20 protein-coding genes are annotated in these 18,835 nt (G+C 71.2%); 10 read left to right on the top strand and 10 right to left on the bottom strand.

All coding sequences use genetic code 11. The annotated features are described in order from the left end of the window. Positions 1 to 240 precede the first annotated feature (240 nt). The gene (locus AC0AIB_RS20250) at positions 241 to 717 is read left to right on the top strand and encodes a hypothetical protein (protein ID WP_465097245.1); all 477 of its coding nucleotides are present in this window, start codon (positions 241 to 243) and stop codon (positions 715 to 717) included. Positions 718 to 819: 102 nt separating this feature from the next. Here the strand turns inward: AC0AIB_RS20250 and AC0AIB_RS20245 are convergent, their stop codons facing one another. The 4 genes from AC0AIB_RS20245 to glnA all read right to left on the bottom strand — a co-directional run bounded on the left by AC0AIB_RS20245 (position 820) and on the right by glnA (position 4,241). Continuing rightward, the gene (locus AC0AIB_RS20245; protein WP_328344160.1) at positions 820 to 1,194 is read right to left on the bottom strand and encodes a VOC family protein; all 375 of its coding nucleotides are present in this window, start codon (positions 1,192 to 1,194) and stop codon (positions 820 to 822) included. Between the two features lie 224 nt (positions 1,195 to 1,418). Next, positions 1,419 to 2,111, bottom strand: coding sequence for a helix-turn-helix transcriptional regulator (locus AC0AIB_RS20240; RefSeq protein ID WP_328344158.1), 693 nt, complete (start codon positions 2,109 to 2,111; stop codon positions 1,419 to 1,421). Positions 2,112 to 2,261: 150 nt separating this feature from the next. After that, positions 2,262 to 2,687 (bottom strand): DUF350 domain-containing protein, encoded by a 426-nt coding sequence (locus AC0AIB_RS20235; protein WP_328344156.1) that lies wholly within the window; start codon positions 2,685 to 2,687, stop codon positions 2,262 to 2,264. A gap of 204 nt (positions 2,688 to 2,891) precedes the next feature. After that, positions 2,892 to 4,241, bottom strand: coding sequence for a type I glutamate--ammonia ligase (gene glnA, locus AC0AIB_RS20230; RefSeq protein WP_208568774.1), 1,350 nt, complete (start codon positions 4,239 to 4,241; stop codon positions 2,892 to 2,894). 247 nt (positions 4,242 to 4,488) lie between these two features. On the opposite strand from glnA, the gene AC0AIB_RS20225 reads away from it, so the two are divergent. The 3 genes from AC0AIB_RS20225 (at position 4,489) to AC0AIB_RS20215 (ending at position 7,938) form a co-directional block, all read left to right on the top strand. Further along, a complete protein-coding gene (locus AC0AIB_RS20225) occupies positions 4,489 to 6,249 on the top strand; it encodes an NAD+ synthase (protein WP_328344152.1) in 1,761 nt (586 codons plus the stop codon). A gap of 162 nt (positions 6,250 to 6,411) precedes the next feature. Next, positions 6,412 to 7,257, top strand: a complete 846-nt coding sequence (gene panB / locus AC0AIB_RS20220; RefSeq protein WP_328344150.1) for a 3-methyl-2-oxobutanoate hydroxymethyltransferase — start codon at positions 6,412 to 6,414, stop codon at positions 7,255 to 7,257. 174 nt (positions 7,258 to 7,431) lie between these two features. After that, a complete protein-coding gene (locus AC0AIB_RS20215; RefSeq protein WP_328344148.1) occupies positions 7,432 to 7,938 on the top strand; it encodes a hypothetical protein in 507 nt (168 codons plus the stop codon). A 37-nt stretch (positions 7,939 to 7,975) separates the two neighbouring features. Here AC0AIB_RS20215 and npdG read toward each other — a convergent pair whose 3' ends face one another. The 4 genes from npdG to AC0AIB_RS20195 form a co-directional block, all read right to left on the bottom strand. Further along, positions 7,976 to 8,674: an NADPH-dependent F420 reductase gene (npdG, locus tag AC0AIB_RS20210; protein ID WP_465097244.1), complete on the bottom strand. Its 699-nt coding sequence runs from the start codon at positions 8,672 to 8,674 to the stop codon at positions 7,976 to 7,978. A 133-nt stretch (positions 8,675 to 8,807) separates the two neighbouring features. Next, the gene (locus AC0AIB_RS20205) at positions 8,808 to 10,241 is read right to left on the bottom strand and encodes an RNB domain-containing ribonuclease (protein WP_465097243.1); all 1,434 of its coding nucleotides are present in this window, start codon (positions 10,239 to 10,241) and stop codon (positions 8,808 to 8,810) included. A gap of 65 nt (positions 10,242 to 10,306) precedes the next feature. Beyond that, positions 10,307 to 11,209, bottom strand: coding sequence for a histone (locus AC0AIB_RS20200; RefSeq protein WP_465097242.1), 903 nt, complete (start codon positions 11,207 to 11,209; stop codon positions 10,307 to 10,309). 82 nt (positions 11,210 to 11,291) lie between these two features. Further along, positions 11,292 to 11,495, bottom strand: coding sequence for a hypothetical protein (locus AC0AIB_RS20195; RefSeq protein WP_088644869.1), 204 nt, complete (start codon positions 11,493 to 11,495; stop codon positions 11,292 to 11,294). Positions 11,496 to 11,836: 341 nt separating this feature from the next. Here AC0AIB_RS20195 and AC0AIB_RS20190 point away from each other — a divergent pair, with 341 nt between their 5' ends. The 5 genes from AC0AIB_RS20190 (at position 11,837) to AC0AIB_RS20170 (ending at position 16,638) form a co-directional block, all read left to right on the top strand. After that, positions 11,837 to 13,057, top strand: coding sequence for a M48 family metalloprotease (locus AC0AIB_RS20190; RefSeq protein ID WP_328344139.1), 1,221 nt, complete (start codon positions 11,837 to 11,839; stop codon positions 13,055 to 13,057). 308 nt (positions 13,058 to 13,365) lie between these two features. Further along, complete coding sequence (locus AC0AIB_RS20185) at positions 13,366 to 13,737, top strand: hypothetical protein (RefSeq protein WP_465097241.1); 372 nt, start codon at positions 13,366 to 13,368, stop codon at positions 13,735 to 13,737. Then, positions 13,734 to 14,222 carry a roadblock/LC7 domain-containing protein gene (locus tag AC0AIB_RS20180; RefSeq protein WP_328344136.1) on the top strand — a complete coding sequence of 163 codons (489 nt, stop codon included), beginning with the start codon at positions 13,734 to 13,736 and terminating at the stop codon, positions 14,220 to 14,222. Before AC0AIB_RS20185 ends, AC0AIB_RS20180 begins: the two co-directional genes overlap by 4 nt. A 289-nt stretch (positions 14,223 to 14,511) precedes the next feature. Further along, a complete protein-coding gene (locus AC0AIB_RS20175; protein WP_465097240.1) occupies positions 14,512 to 15,930 on the top strand; it encodes a hypothetical protein in 1,419 nt (472 codons plus the stop codon). 225 nt (positions 15,931 to 16,155) lie between these two features. Further along, the gene (locus AC0AIB_RS20170) at positions 16,156 to 16,638 is read left to right on the top strand and encodes a hypothetical protein (RefSeq protein ID WP_328344132.1); all 483 of its coding nucleotides are present in this window, start codon (positions 16,156 to 16,158) and stop codon (positions 16,636 to 16,638) included. An 11-nt stretch (positions 16,639 to 16,649) separates the two neighbouring features. Here AC0AIB_RS20170 and AC0AIB_RS20165 read toward each other — a convergent pair whose 3' ends face one another. Further along, positions 16,650 to 17,081: a nuclear transport factor 2 family protein gene (locus AC0AIB_RS20165; RefSeq protein ID WP_328344131.1), complete on the bottom strand. Its 432-nt coding sequence runs from the start codon at positions 17,079 to 17,081 to the stop codon at positions 16,650 to 16,652. Between the two features lie 93 nt (positions 17,082 to 17,174). Between AC0AIB_RS20165 and AC0AIB_RS20160 the strand changes: the two genes are divergently transcribed. Next, positions 17,175 to 17,408, top strand: a complete 234-nt coding sequence (locus AC0AIB_RS20160) for a hypothetical protein (RefSeq protein ID WP_465097239.1) — start codon at positions 17,175 to 17,177, stop codon at positions 17,406 to 17,408. 112 nt (positions 17,409 to 17,520) lie between these two features. Here AC0AIB_RS20160 and AC0AIB_RS20155 read toward each other — a convergent pair whose 3' ends face one another. Next, positions 17,521 to 18,822, bottom strand: coding sequence for a hypothetical protein (locus AC0AIB_RS20155; protein ID WP_465097238.1), 1,302 nt, complete (start codon positions 18,820 to 18,822; stop codon positions 17,521 to 17,523). Positions 18,823 to 18,835 lie beyond the last annotated feature (13 nt).

The raw sequence follows: 18,835 nt of genomic DNA, 5'->3' as shown, positions 1-18,835 counted from the left end.
CTCCCCCGCCGTCCAGTAACCCCCCACCCCCACCCCCCGCGCCCCCGCCCCGCCCCGTCCCGCCCGGGTGATCAAGAGGTTTGCGGGGATGGAAAGCGCATTCCTGGCCGAAACCTCTTGATCACCGGGGCCGGCGGGGCGGATTTTCAGCTTGGGGACAGGGTCGGGACGGGGGGTTCTCAGGTTCGGCGGTCACTGTCGGTGACGTCAACGCATCACCACCGACGTACTGGAGGAACGATGTCCCGCACCATGTCGAAGAAGCAGGTGCTGGTCGGCCTTGCCGCCGCCGGTGTGCTCGGGGTGGGGATCGCCGCTCCCACGGTGGCCTTCGCCGAGAGTGGCTCCACCCCGACGCCGAGCGTCAGCAGTGCGGCCGACCAGGGCACCGACCGGCAGCAGCAGCGCGCCGACCGGCAGAACGAGTTCGCCGAGGCGCTGGCCACGGAGCTGGGCGTGGACACCGACAAGGTGACCGCCGCCCTGAAGAAGGTGCGCGCGCAGCACAAGGACCAGGTCAAGGGTGACCGGCCGGAGCGCCCGTCGGCCGAGGACCGGCAGGCGAAGCTGACCGAGCGGCTGGCCCAGGCGGTCAAGGACGGCAAGCTCACCCAGGAGCAGGCCGACGCGATCACCAAGGCCGTCGAGGCCGGCGTCTTCCCGGGTCCGGGTGGCCGAGGCCACCACGACGGCCCGGCGGGTACGCCCGGCAGGTGACCCACCTTCGGCCCGCCCGACCCGGCGGGCCGAAGATCAACGCAGATGGGCCGAAGTTGCGGTGTCCGATGCACCGGGACACCGCAACTTCGGCCCCTTGCATCAGGCGGTGCCCGCCGGGGAGAAGACACCGAGGTGGTTGCCCGACGGGTCACGCAGCAGGGCGAGGGTCAACCCGCCCGGCGTGGTCCGGGGCGGCGTCAGCACCGTGCCGCCCGCCGTCTCGGCCCGGCGGCACGTCTGCGTCACGTCGGTCACCTCGGCGTAGAGGATCGCGTAGCCGGGGGCGCCCTCGGCGATGGCCCGGATGCCTCCGCCGATGCCCGCCGGCTGTCCCGCGCCGGTCGTCCGGTAGGAACCACCCTCGGCCGTACCCTCCTCGACGAAGGTCCAGCCGAACAACTCCGCGTAGAAGCCTTGCACCTCGTCCGGCCGGTCGGTGCCGATCTCGAACCAGGTGATGGGTGTGCTGGTCACGCGTCGCCTCCTGTTCCCCTGCCGGCCGGGCGGCCGGTGGGTTCGGGAGCCAGCCTCCCGGGCGTCCGCGACAGCGTCCTGTCGGTGTTTACGGAAAGAGCCGGCCCGTCGTCGGCACCGGACTCCGGCCGGGCACCAGGCCGACGGGTGTCGCTCCTGACGGTCGGCATGACGACGCCGGGCGATCCGCCCCGGGACTCACTCCTCGCACCCGGGTCGGCTGCTCACACCAGGGTCAGTCGGCGCACCCGCTCGGGCGGGACATCCAGCTCGGTCGGGGAGAACTCCCGGGTCACCCGCTCCGGCAACGCCTCCACCCCGCAGATCCGGTCGGTACGGAAGCAGCGCAGCCCGTCGCGGAGCCGGCACCAGGCCAGCAGGTACCAGTGCCGGCTGTTGCCCAGGTAGCCCAACGGCTCGACCTCACGCGACGAGACCACACCGCAGCGGTCGGCGTACCGCAGGCGGAGCACCCGGCGGGCGGAGACCGCGTCGGCGACGACAGCCGGGACGGAGGTGGTCGGCCCGGTGCCGACCAGCAGCACCCGGCCGGCGAGCAGGCGTGCGTCGGCGGCGTCGGCGGCCGGCAGCACCGCCAGCAGTTTGCGCAGCGCGGTGCCGCCCGCCACGGCGAACGGGGTGCCGGCGAGCCCGTGCAGGGCCACCGCCATCGCCACCGCCTCGGCGGCGGTCAGGTTGACCGGTGGCAGGGTGTGCGACCGGTCCACCACGTAACCGCCGGTGCGGCCGGGCTCGGCCCAGATCGGCACGCCGGTGCCCTGGAGGGCGATGATGTCCCGTTCGACGGTGCGGGTGCTCACCTCGAAGCGGGCGGCCAGCCAGCGGGCGCTGCGCGGCCGGGGTGACACCGCCCGCAGCTCCTCCACCAGGGCATAGAGACGATCCGTCCGGTTCACCCCCGCACACTACGACGGGGGTACGACGAACCGGCCGGTCGACAGGTGGGGCCGGACGCGGACGCAGCCGGCCCGTCACCCGGACCGCCCCCAGCGGGACGGCGCAGGCCACGGGCCGGATTCAGGCGGTGCAGGCGTGTGGCCGCAGGGTCAGGCGATGCAGGCGCAGACGATCAGGGCCGCGCCGAAGTGGGTGGCGGCGCTGACCCGGGCCGCCGGGTGCGGCTCGTCCGCGCAGATCACCTCGCCGAGCCGGCCCGGGGTGAGCAGGTCCAGGACGCCGAAGGCCAGCGCCATGACGGCCAGCCCGATCAACCCGAAGACCACCGTCGAGGCGAGCCCCTTGGCGAAGTCGTCGTAGCTGGTCACGATCGCGGTGAACACGATGCCGGCGACACCGAGCTGGTTGGCGGCCAGCAGCAGCCCGGCGTTGCCGTTGCGGCGTACCCAGATCAGCTCGCGCAGCTTGCCCGGGGTGAGCAGGTCGACCAGCACGAAGCCGGCCGCCATCAGCGCCACCCCGACGACACCGAACACGACGCTCTGCCATGCTCCGGTGAGCAGATCCTCCAGCACCGACGGCCTCCCGACCTCCTGCGCCCGGCACGGCTGCCGGCACGGTGATCGAGACGATAGCGGCACCGCGCCACCCCCGATACCCCCCGGCCAGGCCGGAGCCCGGACCATCGGCAGATCCGGGGCCCCGACGGCCCGACCTCGCCGGATCCGAGCCGCCGGGGCCCCGGGTCCGAACGGCCCCGGGGCGGCGGGTGCGGCGGGTTACAGCGACAGGTAACGCTGCCGCTCGTACGGGGTGACCTCGCGGCGGTACTGCTCCCACTCGGCCCGCTTGTTGCGCAGGAAGAAGTCGAAGACGTGCTCGCCGAGCACCTCGGCGACCAGTTCCGAGCCGGCCATCACGTCGATCGCCTCGGACAGGTTCTCCGGCAGCGCCTCGTAGCCCATCGCGCGGCGCTCGGCGCTGGTCAGCGACCAGACGTCGTCCTCCGCGCCGGGCGGCAGCTCGTAGCCCTCCTCGATGCCCTTCAGGCCGGCGCCGAGCATCACCGCGAACGCCAGGTAGGGGTTGGTCGCCGAGTCCAGCGAGCGGACCTCCACCCGGGCCGAGTTCGGCTTGCCGTACGCGGGGACGCGGACCAGCGCGGACCGGTTCAGGTGCCCCCAGCAGACGTACGCCGGGCTCTCGGTGATCCGGTCCGGCAACGCCTGCGGGAACAGCCGCTTGTACGAGTTGACCCACTGGTTGGTGACCGCGGTGTATTCCCGGGCGTGCATCAGCAGACCGGCGATGAACGACTTGGCCACCTTCGACAGCTTCATCGGGTCGCCGGAGTCGTGGAACGCGTTGCGCTCCCCCTCGAACAGCGACAGGTGGGTGTGCATGCCGCTGCCCGGCTGGTCGGTGAAGGGCTTCGGCATGAAGCTGGCCTGCACCCCCGTGGAGAGCGCCACCTCCTTGACCACGTGCCGGAAGGTCATGATGTTGTCGGCGGTGGTCAGCGCGTCGGCGTACCGCAGGTCGATCTCCTGCTGGCCGGGGGCGACCTCGTGGTGGCTGAACTCGACCGAGATGCCGATCCGCTCCAGCGCCAGCACGGCCTGGCGGCGGAAGTCCCGCGCCACCGCGTGCGTGGTGTGCTCGAAGTAACCGCCGGTGTCCACGGCGGTCGGCACCGAGCCGTCCTGCGGGCCGTTCTCCAGCAGGAAGAACTCGATCTCGGGGTGGGTGTAGAAGGTGAAGCCCTTCTCGGCCGCCTTGGACAGCATCCGGCGCAGCACGTGCCGCGGGTCGGCCCAGGACGGGCCGCCGTCGGGCAGCAGGATGTCGCAGAACATCCGGGCGCTCTCGCCGCTGACTCCACCCTCGAACGGGAAGACCTGGAAGGTGGTCGGGTCCGGCATGGCGACCATGTCGGACTCGAAGACCCGGGCGAAGCCCTCGATGGCCGAGCCGTCGAACCCGATGCCCTCCTCGAAGGCGGCCTCCAGCTCCGCCGGAGCGACCGAGACGCTCTTGAGCGTGCCCAGCACGTCGGTGAACCACAGCCGGACGAAACGGATGTCCCGCTCTTCCAGCGTACGGAGGACGAACTCCTGCTGACGGTCCACTTCCCCAACCCCTCGCGCGACGTACGTCCGGCACCGGGCGGCCGATCCGTCCTGACCGCCCAGTCTTCCCCGGCCTGGTTAAGCAGACGTTACGCGACCTGCTGCCGCTCGTCCTGCGGTGTCCCGACCGACGGATCAGCGGACGGCCCCGCCACCCGCACCCGGCCGGCCGGGGACCGGAAAAGGGTGGCCGTCGTCTCGTCGGAGCGGCCTGATTGACCGGCAGCCGCTGGGGCAAGATGAGGGCATGCCCACCCTGCGTCTGGCCCTGTGCCAGGTCAACCCGACCGTCGGCGACACGGCCGGCAACGCCGAGCTGATCCGCGCCTGGACCCGTCGGGCCGCCGACGCCGGTGCCCAGCTCGTCGCGTTCCCGGAGATGGTGCTCACCGGCTACCCGGTCGAGGACCTGGTCTTCCGCCGTTCCTTCGTCGCCGCCTCGCAGGCCGCGCTGCGCCGGCTCGCCGCCGACCTGGCCGCCGACGGCCTCGGCGACCTGCCGGCCGTGGTCGGCTACCTGGACGCCGACGGTCCGCCCCAGGTCAGCGGGGACGCCCGGCCGGGTCGGGGGGCCCGCAACGCCGCCGCGCTGCTGCACCGGGGCGAGGTGGTGGCCCACTACTTCAAGCACCACCTGCCCAACTACGGCGTCTTCGACGAGGACCGCTACTTCGTGCCCGGGGACACCCTGACCGTGGTCCGGGTCGGCGGGGTGGACGTGGCGCTTACCATCTGCGAGGACCTGTGGCAGGCCGGCGGCCCGTTCGCGGTGGCCCGGCAGGCGGGTGTCGGCCTGGTGGTCAACATCAACGGCTCGCCGTACGAGTTGAACAAGGACGACGTCCGGTTGCCGCTGGTGCGCCGCCGGGCCGTCGAGGCCGGTGCCCCGATCGCGTACGTCAACATGGTCGGCGGCCAGGACGAGCTGGTCTTCGAGGGCGACTCGATGATCGTCACGGCCGACGGGGACCTGCTCACCCGCGCGCCGCAGTTCGTCGAGCACCTGCTGGTGCACGACGTGGAGCTGGCCGGGGCGGGCCCGCACGCCGCCGACACCGAGGACCTCGCCGACGGGATGCGGGTGGTACGTCGTACCGTCGAGGGGATTCCGGCGGCACCGACCGGGCCGGCGGCCGACGGCGGTCTGCTGGCGCCGGTCGCCGACGAGGCCGAGGTGTGGCACGCGCTGGTGCTGGGCCTGCGCGACTACGTCGACAAGAACCGGTTCCCCTCGGTGGTGCTGGGCCTGTCCGGCGGGATCGACTCGGCGGTGGTGGCCGTGCTGGCGGTCGACGCGCTCGGGCCGCAGCGGGTGGTCGGCGTCTCGCTGCCCAGCCAGCACTCCTCGGAGCACTCCCGGGCCGACGCCGAGGACCTCGCCAAGCGGACCGGCCTGGACTACCGGGTCGAGCCGATCCAGCCGATGGTGGACACCTTCCTGGCGAACATCTCGCTGTCCGGGGTGGCGGTGGAGAACCTCCAGGCCCGGGTCCGCGGGGTGATCCTGATGGCACTGTCCAACCAGGAGGGCCATCTGGTCCTCACCACCGGCAACAAGAGCGAGCTGGCGGTCGGCTACTCGACCCTCTACGGCGACTCGGTCGGCGGCTTCAACCCGGTCAAGGACGTCTGGAAGACGCTGGTCTGGCGGCTGGCGAAGTGGCGCAACGCCGATGCGGCCCGGCGGGGTGAGACCCCGCCGATCCCGGAGAACTCCATCGGCAAGCCCCCGTCGGCCGAGTTGAGCCCCGGCCAGCTCGACAGCGACAACCTGCCCGACTACGACGTGCTGGACCCGATCCTGATCGGCTACGTCGACGGTGACCTGGGCCGGGCCGGTCTGGTGGAGTCCGGTCACGACCCGGCGGTGGTCGACAAGGTGCTGCGGCTGGTGGACACCGCCGAGTACAAGCGTCGGCAGTCCGCGCCCGGCACCAAGATCTCGATGAAGGCGTTCGGCCGGGACCGCCGCCTGCCGATCACCAACCGGTGGCGCGAGGACGGCTGAGCACCCGACCCGTCGGGGCGGCGCCCGACCTCCGGGGCGGCCGGGTGCCGTCCCGACGGAGTGACATCCTGCACTGTTCCCTGCCGTCGACAGGTCGTGTGGTGCGACGATCGCGACGGAGCCCGGGGACCGCGACAGCGGCCTCGAGGAAAGGAGACAGCCATGGTGGAGTCCACCCCGACCGAGGTGACCGCCCTGTACGGCGGGCCGGCCACCCGCCGGGTCCGCACCCGTGACCTGATCGCCGCCAAGGAGCGCGGCGACCGGTGGGCGATGCTCACCTCGTACGACCAGTACACCGCCGCGATCTTCGACCAGGCGGGGATCCCGGCGCTGCTGGTCGGCGACTCGGCGGCGAACAACGTGTTCGGTTACGAGACCACCCTGCCGGTGACAGTCGACGAGTTGTTGCCGCTGGTCCGCGCTGTGGTCCGGGCGACCCGGCACACCCTGGTCGTCGGCGACCTGCCGTTCGGCTCGTACGAGGAGGGGCCGACCCAGGCGCTGCGCACGGCGGTGCGGTTCATGAAGGAGGGCGGCTGCCACGCGGTGAAGCTGGAGGGCGGCCGGCGCTGCGCCGACCAGATCGCGGCGATCACCGGTGCGGGCATCCCGGTGATGGCGCACATCGGGTTCACCCCGCAGAGCGAGCACACCCTGGGCGGCTACCGGGTGCAGGGGCGCGGCGACACCGCCGACGAGGTGCTCGCCGACGCGCGGGCGGTGGCCGGGGCGGGGGCGTTCGCGGTGGTGCTGGAGATGGTGCCGGGCGAGGTGGCCAAGCGGGTCACCGCCGAACTGACGATCCCCACCGTCGGCATCGGCGCGGGCCCGGACACCGACGCCCAGGTGCTGGTCTGGCAGGACATGGCAGGGCTGCGCACCGGAAAGGCCCCCCGGTTCGTCAAGCGCTACGCCGACCTGGCCGGGGCGCTGACCGAGGCGACCCGCCGGTTCGCCGACGAGGTACGCGGCGGCGACTTCCCCGCCACCGAGCACACGTTCTGAGTCGGGTGGCGCGGTGGCGGTGCCTCCTCCCCGGAGGAGCCGCCACCGCCCACCGGACCGCTGTCGGAACTGCCGCACCCGGGCCCGGCGGACAGGTGTCCGGGTTGGCAGGCCGAAACGGGTTGACCGGGGATCGGCGAAAGCCGCTAGGGTTCGCTCGTGGATCATGTTCGCTTGTCAACTGTCGCCCTGACCTGTGTCTCCGTGCTGGCCCTCGCGGCGTGCAGCACGGCGGAACCGTCGACGACGGCCGCGCCGTCGGCGTCCGCCAGCACTGCGCCGTCCGCCTCCCCGGCCACCACCGACCCCGCCACCACCGGCCCGGCGACCACCGGCCCGGCCGCTGCCGCCGACCCGGCCGCCGACAAGAAGCTCTGCACGACGGCGAAGAAGATCGCCGACGAGACGAAGGCCGACGTGGTGAAGGCCGCGACGTCGGGTGGCGACCCGGCCCCGGCCCTGAAGAAGGCCTACTCCGAGATGGCGACGGGCCTGGCGAAGGCCACGGCCGGCACCCCCGCCAGCGAGGCCGCCACCGCGCTGGCCGCGTTCGGCGCTGCCGCCGGCCGGGTGGCGACCGCCCCGGACATGGCAGCCGCCGCCGGCCGTCCCGAGTTCCAGAAGACCAGCGCGATGGCGAACGCCGCCTGCAAGAAGGTCGGGGTCGACATCAACTTCTGACGGGACGTCCACCACGGCCGCCGGGGACGGGTGGCGGTCAGAGGTCGGTGACCCGGATGCCGGCGTGCGCCTTGTAGCGCTTGTTGATGGCGATCAGGTTGGCGGTGAACGCCTCGATCTGGTGGGCGTTGCGCAGCCGGCCGGCATAGATGCCGCGCATGCCGGGGATCCGGGCGGCAAGCGCGCCGACGACGTCGACCAGTTCCCGATCCTCGGTGCAGATCAGCACGTCGAGGTCGATCCGGTCGACCTCCGGGTCGGCCAGCAGCGGCGCGCTGACGTGGTTGAACGCCGCGCACACCCGGGAATCCGGCAGCAGGGCCGCCGCCTGCTGCACGGCGCTGCCCTCGGCGACCGGCAGGGCGTACGGGCCCTGCTTGTCGAAGCCGAGCGGGTTGACGCAGTCGACGACGATCTTGCCGGCCAGCGGCCCGGCCAGCGCGGTGACGGTGGCCGCGTGCCCGTCCCACGGCACCGCGATCACCACCACGTCGCTGCGGCGGGCCACCTCTTCGTTGTCCGCGCCGGTCACGTCGACCCCGGCGGGCATCCGGGGCAGCGCGGCGATCTCCGCCGCCACCTCGGCGGCCCGCTCGGCGGCACGGGACCCGATCAGCACCTGCTGACCAGCCCGGGCGAACCGGTAGGCCAGCCCCCGCCCCTGGTCGCCCGTGCCACCGATGATGCCGACGGTCAGCCCGGACACGTCGGGGAGGGTGCTCGCGTCGTATGCCATACCGCCATCCTCGCAAACCGGCCGGGCGCGGCGCGGTGCCCCCGGCGCTCTCCTCTCGGCTGCCCGGCGGCCTCGCCGACCGGCCGCCGGGGACGGTCCCGACCGCCGGGGACGAGGACGCGGGCCGGGGAGTTCAGGCGCGGGCGAAGAGGACCTTGCGGTCGACCGGGTCGGCGGTGACCAGGCGTACGGTGACCCGCTCGCCCAGCGGCAGCTCCCCGGTGCAGCGGGCCCGCACCGGCGGATCGTCAAGCGCCACCGTCCCGCCGGGGACCCGGCCGGGCTTCGACTGGCCGTTCGGGGGCGCGTCGGTGTCCAGCACCGCCGCCGAGAACGTCTCCCCCACCCGGTGTTCCAGCAGCACCGCCTCGGCCAACTCGATCGCACCCCGGGTGGCCGTGCCCGCCGTCCGGTCGGTCGAGGCCATCGCCTCCGGCAGCCGGGGCAGCGCCGTCCGGGCCCACTCCGGCACCGGGCGACCCTCGTGCAGGGCCAGGCAGACCTCCGTGGCGTACCGGTCGGCGAGCCGACGCAGCGGGGCGGTGACGTGGGCGTACGCGGCGGCGACCCCGCCGTGCTGCGGCTGCTCGGGCAGCTCGCCGTCGAACGCCGTGTACGCCGCACCACGCATCAGCTCGGCCGCCTGGTCGACGAAGGCGGCGGCCCGGGGTTGCGAGGCGTCCAACCCGGCCAGCACCTCGCCCACCCGTACCCCGTCCGGCCAGTGCACGCCCAGCGGGGCCGCCGCCGCGCGCAGCCGGTCCACCGCCTCCGGCTTCGGCGCCGGCATGGTCCGCAACAGCCCGATCCGGCCGGCGAGCATGATGTCCGCCGCGGCCATCCCGGTGAGCAGGGAGATCTGGGCGTTGTGGTCCTCCATCGGGCCCGGACCGCGCAGCACCAGCCGCCAGCCGTCCCCGTCGGGCTCGACGTCCTGCTCGGGCAGCGGCAGGTTGACCGCACCCCGACGCAGGCCACGGGCGGTGAGCAGGGCACCGATCTCGGGCAGCAGTGCGATCGGTTCGGGGAGCCGGCCGGCGTCGGCGGCCACCTGCACCCCCGGGTAGTCCAGCTTGGCGCGGCTGCGGACCAGGGCGCGCTCCAGCCCGACGGCGACGGTGGCCCCGTCGGCGTCGAGGTCGATGGTCCAGAGCACCGCCGCCCGGTCGACGTCGGGCAGCAGGCTGGCGGCCCCCTCGCTGAGGGTGGGCGGATGCAACGGCACGTTGCCGTCGGGCAGGTAGACGGTCTGCCCGCGCCGCCAGGTCTCCTCCTCCAGTGGACCACCGGGGCGGACGTGGGTGGCGACGTCGGCGATCGCGTACCGCACCCGGTAGCCGCCGCCGGGCCGGCGGCCGAGGTGCATCGCCTGGTCCAGGTCGCGGGAGGTGGCCGGGTCGACCGTGACGAAGGGGACGTCGGTACGGTCGGCCACGGCGGGCGGCGGGGCGGCGGCCGCCTCGTCCGCCTCGCGCTGCGCCGCGGCCGGGAAGCCGTCAGGCAGTCCCAGCTCACGGCGCAGCGCGCCGAAGTCGATGCGGGGGGCGAGCACACGTCGGATGACCACGGGTCAATCCTGGCAGCGTGCCGCGTGATCCGCCCTCCGGCAGGCGGGCGACGGTCTCCGTACGGTCAGCCGGTGGCCTTCCGGGCGCGTGACCGGGCACCGGCCGGCGCGGTGGCCCGCGCTGCCGCCGTACGTCCGGGGGCCTTGCGGGCGGTGACCTTCTTGGCGGGCGTCTTCCTTGCTGTCGCCTTCGTCGCCGCCTTGCGGGCGGTCGTCGCGCTCGTCTTTCGGGCTGGGGCCTTCTTCGCCGTCGACTTCGACGCGGGTGCCGTCTTAGCGGTCGACTTCCTGGCCGGTGCCTTCTTCGCGGCGGCGGTCTTCTTCGCGGGCGTCGTCTTCTTCGCCGTCGTGGTCTTCCGGGCCGCCGTCGTCTTCGCGGGCGTCGTCTTCCGGGCCGCCGTGGTCTTCGCGGGCGCCGTCTTCTTCACGGCCGTGGTCTTCTTCGCCGCGGTGCGGGCGGTCGCGGTGGTCTTCTTCGCCGCTGCCGCTGTCGTCCGCTTCGCCGCGGTGGTCTTCTTGGCCGCTGTGGTCCGGGCGGTGGCCGTGGTCTTCTTCGCCGCCCCGGCGGTCTTCCGGGCGGCGGCGGTGGTCTTGCCGGCGGCCTTCTTCGCCGGGGCCTTCCGCGCGGTCGACTTCGACGCGGTGCTCCTGGCCGCCGGGGCCTTCTTCGCCGTCGACTTCGACGCGGGAGCCTTCTTGGCGGTGCTCTTGGCCGCCGTCGCCTTCTTCGCCGCGCCGGTCCTGCCGGCCGCCGTCTTCCTGGCCGTGGCCATACCGGCGACCGGCGACCGGCCCGAGCCGGCACCCGCCGCGCTCGCCGTCGCCCGGCCTGCCGTCGCCTTACGGGCCGCAGCCGTGGTCGTGATGGAGCGGCGGGCCGCAGTGCTCCGGGTCGCGCCTGCGGTCCGCTCCGCCGCGGCGGTCTTCGTCGCGGCCGGGCGGGTGGTGGCCTTTGTTGCTTCGGCCATCTCGGTTCCCTCCTTGGGGACATGCTCCCGCGTGCCTCCGCACGGAGGCACGGAGTCCTCGACGCGGGCCGTCCCGCGCCGTTCAGTTGCCCTCCCCGGCCCAGCGGGCGTCTTCGGCCTCCCACGCCTCGTTACGCTCCTGCACCTTTTGCAGGGCGTTCTCCGCGTCGGCAGCCGATGGATACGGTCCGAGAACGTGCTTGGCAGGGCACACGTCGGCATCGGTCTCGACCCGGTGGTGTCGGGTGCACCAGTAGTAGTGCCCACCACTTCCGCTGTCGTTCATGAGATCACTGTGCACCGGGCGCAGCCCGACCGCCACCGGATCGCCGCAATTGGTCGCGACCCCTTCCACAGTAGACGTGCTCGGACGCCCCGGAGACGGAATCGTCAAACCGGTCCCGACCTGCCCGGAGGCTGTCCCATCAGGTCCCGGCGGCACCCGCGTCGGCCGTGTCCGGGAGCGGCCGTGGGGGCGGGCCCGCCGACCGCGACGCCACCCCGGAATGGTCGGCGGTGGGCGGGATCGGGCGAGCCGAGAAGCCGGTGGTACGACTTCGACAGCCCCTGGCAGAATCGAACGTCGTGATCGAGCCGGGGACGTGTCCGCGCTGCGCGACGACGACGGTGTCGATACGTGCGGCGATGCCCTGGTGCCCGGACTGCGAGTGGAACCTGGACGCCTACGACCCGGGGTGTCGGGCACCCGAGTTCGGCTGGGGATGGGTCGACCGACGCACCCACCGGATCGCCGCCCGGCTGAACCGTCGGCAGTACGCCGACCTCGTCGGCCGCCCGTTGGAATCGGCCGGACCGGGAACGGCGGGAGTGGTGACGGCGACCGCCTCACTGCTGTTGACGGTCGGGGTGCTGGCGCTGGCCGGGCTCGGCTGCTGGCTGCTCTTCGCGTACCCTTTCCCGAATCTCGCTGTGTTCCCCGGGGCGGTGCTGGTCGTGCTGGCGGTGGTGCTGCGGCCCCGGTTCGGGCGGCTCGGCACCGATCTGGAGGTGCTCGACCGCTCGCACGCGCCGGAGTTGCACGCGCTGGTCGCGGAGGTGGCGGCGGCGGTCGGAGCGCCCGTGCCGCAGGTGATCGGGGTGGACGACAGCTTCAACGCGTACTCGACGTCGGTGGGGCTGCGGCGGCAGCGGGTGCTCTGTCTCGGGCTGCCGCTGTGGGGCGCCCTCGACGGGGCGCAGCGCGTTGCGCTGATCGGCCACGAGTTGGCGCACTTCGTCAACGGCGACGTACGCCGGCTGCTGGTCACCCAGCCCGCACTGACGATGCTCGGCGACGCCGCCGACCTGTTCCGGCCGTCTCCCGCCGACCGGGCCGGCGGGTTGCTGGAGATGGTCGGCGAGGCGTTGGGCCGGGCGGTCTCGTGGGTGCTGTCCCGGCTGCTCTTCGGCGTCCACCTGCTGCTGGTCTGGACGGCGTTGCGGGACAGTCAGCGGGCCGAGTACCTCGCCGACGAGTTGGCCGCCCGGACGGCGGGCAGCACCGGTGCGCGCGACCTGCTCGACGTCCTACTCAGTGGGGACTCGGTGGCCCTGGTGGTGCGGCAGGCGTCCCGGGCCGGGCAGGGGCCACGACAGTGGCGGTCCGGGGTGGCGCAGGCCAGGACGGCGGCGGCCGGGCGCATGCCACTGGTCCGCCAGTTGTCGGTCCGGGAACAGGCGTCGCTGTTCGCCTCGCACCCGCCGGCCGGGCTGCGCCACCGGATGCTCGCCGCCCGCGCCACCCACGAGCCGGCGGTGACGCTGGACGAGAGCCGGATGGAGCGCCTCGACGCGGAGTTGACCCGGCACTTCGACCGGGTGGCCCGGATCGTCGCCTGGTCCGGCTGAGCCCTCGTCCGCGCTGTCCGGGGTACGGCTACTGGCGCGGGAATGAGGGACTTCCGCCCCTACCGTCCGGAGCAGGTACTTGGTATCAGCTCGCCCCGAGATGAACCATCCTTCGGCATGGTCCTCTTGACGGGATCGCCGGCCGACCCTGGTCGGCCGGACAGGTCGATGCGCCTGCCCCGGATGCGACCGGGCGAGGGTGTGTGCGAGCCTCGTCAGACCTCTTGCGGCGCTGCCCCCGCCCGTCAGCTGGGCGGGACGACGAAGGTGTCGACGGCGCCGCCCTGTCGAACCGGGAGAACACCACCGTGGCTAGCCTGGACGTCGCCCTGAAGAACGCGATGAGCATCGATGGAGCGATCGGGGTGGCACTCGTCGACTACAACAGCGGGATGACCCTCGGCGTGGCCGGCGGCACCGGCGAGATCGATCTGACCGTCGCCGCCGCCGGCAACACCGATGTCGTCCGCGCCAAGATGCGCACCCTGGAAATGCTCAAGATCGAGGACGAGATCGAGGACATCCTGATCACGCTCGGCGGTCAGTACCATCTGATCCGACCGCTGACCGGCCACACCGGCAAGGGCCTGTTCCTCTATCTGATGGTGAGCAAGAGCCGGGCCAACCTGGCCATGGCCCGGCACCAGCTGCGCACCATCGAGGAGAGCCTGGAACTGTGAGCGCAGACAAGACCGAGACGATCCTGCCCCGCCGCTCCGCGCGCGCCACCAAGCTGCCGGCCGCCCGGCCGCTCCCGCCGTCGCTCGCCGGGGACCGCTCGTTGCCGTATCCGGCGATCGGTCGCGAGCTGGCGGAACTGCGGCACCAGATCCCGGGGGTGCACGGCTGCGTGCTGGGCGGCGTCGACGGTCTGCTCATCACGCACAATCTGCAGAACGAGGTGGACCCGAACGACCTGGCCGCGCTCGCCGCGACCACCTTCGGCCTCGGCCGGCAGGTCGGGATGCGGCTCGGCCAGGGAGACTTCCAACAGTCCACGGTACGCAACCAGGGCGGTTACCTGAGCGTCTACGCGGTCAGCGAGCAGGCCCTGCTCGCCGTGGTCGGCACGGACGCCGTCAACGTCGCCCGGCTACACCTGCACGCTCCGGGAGTGGCCGGCCGCCTCGCGGCGCTGCTGACCCGCGTACCGATGAAGGCCTGATCCGGACGGCGGGGGCGACGGCGGAGCACGCCGTGCCCCCGGCCGCCCGGGCCGGGGGTAGCCGGCCGCACCTGCCCACCCAGGTCGGAGACCTTCTTGAACGGGCGAATCCCGGCCGCTGTCCACACTCCACCGCACCACCCGACCAGATATCCCGGATCTGGCTTTCCCGAAATAGTCATCACTGCCGGGAAATAGTTATCACAGATGGGCCGGGGCGCTCGACGCAGCAACGATAATTGACCGCGAAAGTAACTGTGTCGACACAAGTTTCTGATCAAGTCGACGCATGCCACTCTCCGTACTCGCACCAGCGACGCGGGTCACGCGTCGGCCATTCCTGTTGCTGTCCGGGCTGATCGCACTGGCCATTCCCCTGGTAGCCACCCCCGCCGAGGCGGAACGTTCCGCCGCCGCCGTCAGCATGCCGACCTGCGCCTGGTCGTCGAAGTACGGGGCGACAAGCCTGAACGCCTACTGGCCGGACACCGCCGCCACCTACTGGTCAACCGTCTATCCGGTGACGCCCGGCCTGGAAATCACCATCTCCGGGGTCTTTCCCGACGCCAGATACGCGTCTTTCAACGTGTACGACGACAAGCCCACCTACTTCACGCGTAATGGTGTCAGCTCCAGCATGCCGGATTACCTGATCACACCGGACACGGGCAGCCTGAATCCGTGGCAGACCGCCGCGTCGCCGGGCGGCCGGTTCACCCTCACCATCAGCCCCGAGGTGGCCGTCGGCCAGACCAACCGAATGCCCCTGGCCCGCGAGGAGGCCCTGCCCGGCGCGAAGGCATCGGTGATCTTCCGGGTCTACCTGCCGGCCGGTGGCGATGCGACGGTGGTCCTGCCCATCATCACCCTCACCCTCGACGGGGTGCCGCAGACCCTGCCGCCCTGCACCTCGGGAGGCATCGCCCCCACCACGGCAGCGGTGGCGGACACGGGAAGGTCCGGCGCGGGTGGGCCCGGCGGGCCTGGGCATCCCGGGGGCGGGCCGGGCGTACCCGGACATCACCCTGGGGGCCCTGGACAACCAGGCGGACCAGGTGGGCCAGGTGGGCCAGGTGGGCCGGGTGGGCCAGGTGGGCCGGGGTTGCCGGAGGAGACCGGGCAGAAGCTCTTCACCCGAACGTCCGAGGTGGAGAACCTCGCGCCGAACCCGGACAACGCGTATCTCGGCGCCTGGGTAACTCCGCCGGCGGCGGACCAGGTCGTGGTGATCCGGGGCCGGGCGCCCCGCACGGTCTCCGGCAACCATCCGGGCGTCTGGCCGCGCCGGCACACCGACCTGCGCTACTTCTCGATGTGCACCAATCTCGGCGGCCAGGTCAAGCCCGTCGTGATCAACCGGTTCACCGACGCGCCGGCGAGCCTCGGCTGCCGCTACGACGACGACACCCGCCTCGACCGGCACGGCTACTACACGTACGTGCTCGGCCGGGAGCAGCAGCGGACGGCGATCGAGGCGGTGGACGACGCCACCTTCCTGCCGTTCTCCGTCTCCTACCCGGCGGCCCCGCACATGGTCCTGCTGCGCAACCTGATGCCGGTCGCCGGTTTCCCGCACGCCACCCAGAACGTGCCGGTGGACAGCTCGGCGGAGACCGCCGCCACCGTGATGGGGCCGCACTATCCGCTGTTGAGGGTGTGCTCGCTGGCCGACCTCACGGCCGACAGGCCGCACGGGTGCGCCACCTGACCTGAACCTCCGGGCATCGACGTCGGCACCGTCCGCCGGCGACGTCGATGCCCGGCCCAGCCGAGCGCGATGCCCGCCCACGGCGACTTCTCGGACGCCCCTGTCGTTCCACCGCCCGCCGAGACGGTGAGAGAAGACCTGATCGGATTCCGACCCGGCTGCAACCTGGTGCGCCGGTCGGGGGTGTATCGACAAAGCAGCGTCGCCGTCCGGACCGGAGGAACGATGTCACTGAAGAACCTGCGAGTCCTCATGCCCGTCGTCCTGCTGGCGGCTCTGGCCGCCTGCGACACCACCGCACCCGACCCGGTGGCCGGTTCCGGCACCGCGTCGCCCGTACCCGGCACAACGGCCACCACCGGCGCTGCCCCGTCACCCGACAGCCCATCCCCGACGCGTAGGGCGGTGGCCGCCACGCCGGCGGCCACCAGGGCGGCCTGCCCGGTCAGCGCCGCCACCCTCCAGCAGGCATCGGGGCTGGACAGAAAGACGCACCGGATCGACCCCGACCAGATCAGGTGTGCCCGGCAGTGGGCGACCGCCGGGGTGATCGCCGTCGACCCGGCGCAACAGGGCGACGGCGTGCTGCTCTTCACGCACTCGGCGAGCGGGTGGAAGAAGATCGGCGAGGGCAGTGCGCTGGAATGCCGCCCGTACGGCATCCCGAAGGAGCTCGGCGACCAGGTCGGCTGCCGCGACCACACCTGACCCTGCCGCAGCTACACACCGGTCCGGCGGGTGCCGCCGAGGCTCGCGAGCGCTTCCATCAAGGGCAGCGGGTTGATGTAGTCGCGGTACGACACGACCTGCCCGTTCTTCACCCGGAACACGGCGATGACCTGCTGGTGGAACGGCTCGGCGGTGGCAGTGAGGACGCCGTGTGCCTCGTACTCCACGATGATGACCTCCGGGTCGGTGGTCTCGTGCACGACGACATCGCGGTACTCGTCGAACCGCACCAGCGCCCCGGCCACCCCGGCCAGGTGCCTGCGGATCTCCGCGCGGCCCCGCACCCGCGCGGGGACGCCGGGCGGCCGGTACGGCCACTCGATGTACCCGTCGGGTGCCATCACCTCTACGAACGCTTCGATATCCAGGTCGCGACCCGCCTGTAGCAGCCGCTCGACGATCTCGCGTGACGTGACGGCCATCGCCTCGATCCCTTCGTTCGACGCTCGTTCAATGAACGACCGTAGAACGAGGCTTCGCCGCTGTCACCCTTCTCGCGGGCCATCGTCCACGGCGTGATCATCGAGGGTTACCTGCTTCGACTCGGCGGGCTGGCCGACGCGGCCGGGCCTCAGTTCACCCGGCCGATCTTCGTGCGTCTCATCAAGATCCGCGCCGAGCTTCACACCTGCTACGGCTGGACATGGCTGGACGACCATCGACGCCCGAACATAGAACCAGCTCAGAGCCTTGATCACGGCTCTGAGCTGGTGGGCGACGGACGAGTCGACCTGTACGCCGGATTATGAACGTGATTCGTGCCCTGAGCAGGCGTTCCGTTCGCCAGATACCCGCTCAGGGCGTCGGCAGGGCGTCAACCGCCTGACGCTACTTTCCTCCTCCGGGCGACCACTTCCACAGTCACCCGCCTACGCTGCCCTCCTCGTCGGAGTCACGGGGCGACCCAGCTCTCCATTCGTCAAACGCATCGAAAAGTTCAGCAGCACCCGGATGCGCTGCGGTGGCGTTCTTCAAGCGCCCCAACTCTCGCAACGTAAGCACCGAGCTGTGCGCCTGGTCCGTGAGTCGCGCAGCATCAAGAATCGCTGCTATCTTTTCGGTGTCGAGGCTGGGTGACATTGCCGTGAACCACGCGGCCACCGCAGCACAGTAAGGGAAGCTGGACGCATCCTTGAATTCTTCTATCAGTCGACCGAAGAGCTTAGCATCGGGATCGCTGATCCTTCCGAGAACTTCGGAACCACTGCTTGCGATTGCATCAGGAAGCCGGTCAGCAAGGTAAGAGCCAAAAGGCTCGGGAGGAATGAAGGCGAACAACTCTTCTTCGATCAGAAGATCGCCGATCGGTCGACGTCGCAACATTTCCTCGATTCGATGGCGCACGCTTTCCTGCAAAAGCGCAGGAACGCAGGGAACGTGCAGAAGGCCACCAACGAATCTGAGAAGATCATCTTCACTAAACCCGAGCTGGCGGTCACGCAAGAACTCCCTCAGCTGGGCCTCCACCTCTCCTGGCCTCAGATCATGAACCGCCACCAGGGCGCGGACATGTCGCCACCGAAGGTGCAGCGGCACCTCACCGGATAGAGCAGCTTTCGCCATCACCTTAACGAAATTGCGAAGAAAGCTGACACTTGCCCGCCTGATATAGCTTTCCCACAGATACACTTTTAGCTTTGAATCATCCGAGGGGAAAGAGTGGCCCGAAACCTCAGCCTTGAATCGCTCAATTGCACGCTTTCCGACTATTGGCCCATGCGCCAGAAGATTATCCACCGCCACCTGGAGGTGGAGACGAACAAGTTCAGCAGAAGGGTTGAACAGTTCATCCTCGGTGACGTAAGCAGGATGAGCGCACAGATTCCTGTCTTCCTTCAATCGCGCCAACTCATCGCGCTCACGCTTCTCGAAGAGTTGAAGCGATTCGGCTTCGTCAAGAAGTTTTGCTTCAATCCGCTGCAGAGTGAGAACGTCACGGTCCTTGATGGCCTTGGCCAGGGCATCTCGCTGAATTACCGCAGCAGCCTCACCCTGATCTGCCATTGCCCGAATTTTGTCGATGATGTCCGAAACGACAGCAATCCATAGCGCCATTATGGATGACCGATAAGAGCCGACATTGTAGGCTCCGATAGCTTCATCCACATAGGCCCTAGACTGGTTAGAGATGACCGCGTTGCGGAGATCTTCAAGTGGCCGCATGGGCTAACCATAG

It is taken from the genome of Micromonospora sp. DSM 43699 (assembly GCF_055517075.1).
This window is presented reverse-complemented; position numbering and strand designations above follow the sequence as displayed.

Coding starts and splice junctions, on each gene's coding strand:
- panB (WP_328344150.1), top strand. CDS start 6,412: ATGGTGGAGTCCACCCCGACCGAGGTGACCGCCCTGTACGGCGGGCCG.
- AC0AIB_RS20250 (WP_465097245.1), top strand. CDS start 241: ATGTCCCGCACCATGTCGAAGAAGCAGGTGCTGGTCGGCCTTGCCGCC.
- AC0AIB_RS20195 (WP_088644869.1), bottom strand. CDS start 11,495: ATGAACGACAGCGGAAGTGGTGGGCACTACTACTGGTGCACCCGACAC.
- AC0AIB_RS20155 (WP_465097238.1), bottom strand. CDS start 18,822: ATGCGGCCACTTGAAGATCTCCGCAACGCGGTCATCTCTAACCAGTCT.
- AC0AIB_RS20165 (WP_328344131.1), bottom strand. CDS start 17,081: ATGGCCGTCACGTCACGCGAGATCGTCGAGCGGCTGCTACAGGCGGGT.
- npdG (WP_465097244.1), bottom strand. CDS start 8,674: ATGGCATACGACGCGAGCACCCTCCCCGACGTGTCCGGGCTGACCGTC.
- AC0AIB_RS20225 (WP_328344152.1), top strand. CDS start 4,489: ATGCCCACCCTGCGTCTGGCCCTGTGCCAGGTCAACCCGACCGTCGGC.
- AC0AIB_RS20170 (WP_328344132.1), top strand. CDS start 16,156: ATGTCACTGAAGAACCTGCGAGTCCTCATGCCCGTCGTCCTGCTGGCG.
- AC0AIB_RS20200 (WP_465097242.1), bottom strand. CDS start 11,209: ATGGCCGAAGCAACAAAGGCCACCACCCGCCCGGCCGCGACGAAGACC.
- AC0AIB_RS20175 (WP_465097240.1), top strand. CDS start 14,512: ATGCCACTCTCCGTACTCGCACCAGCGACGCGGGTCACGCGTCGGCCA.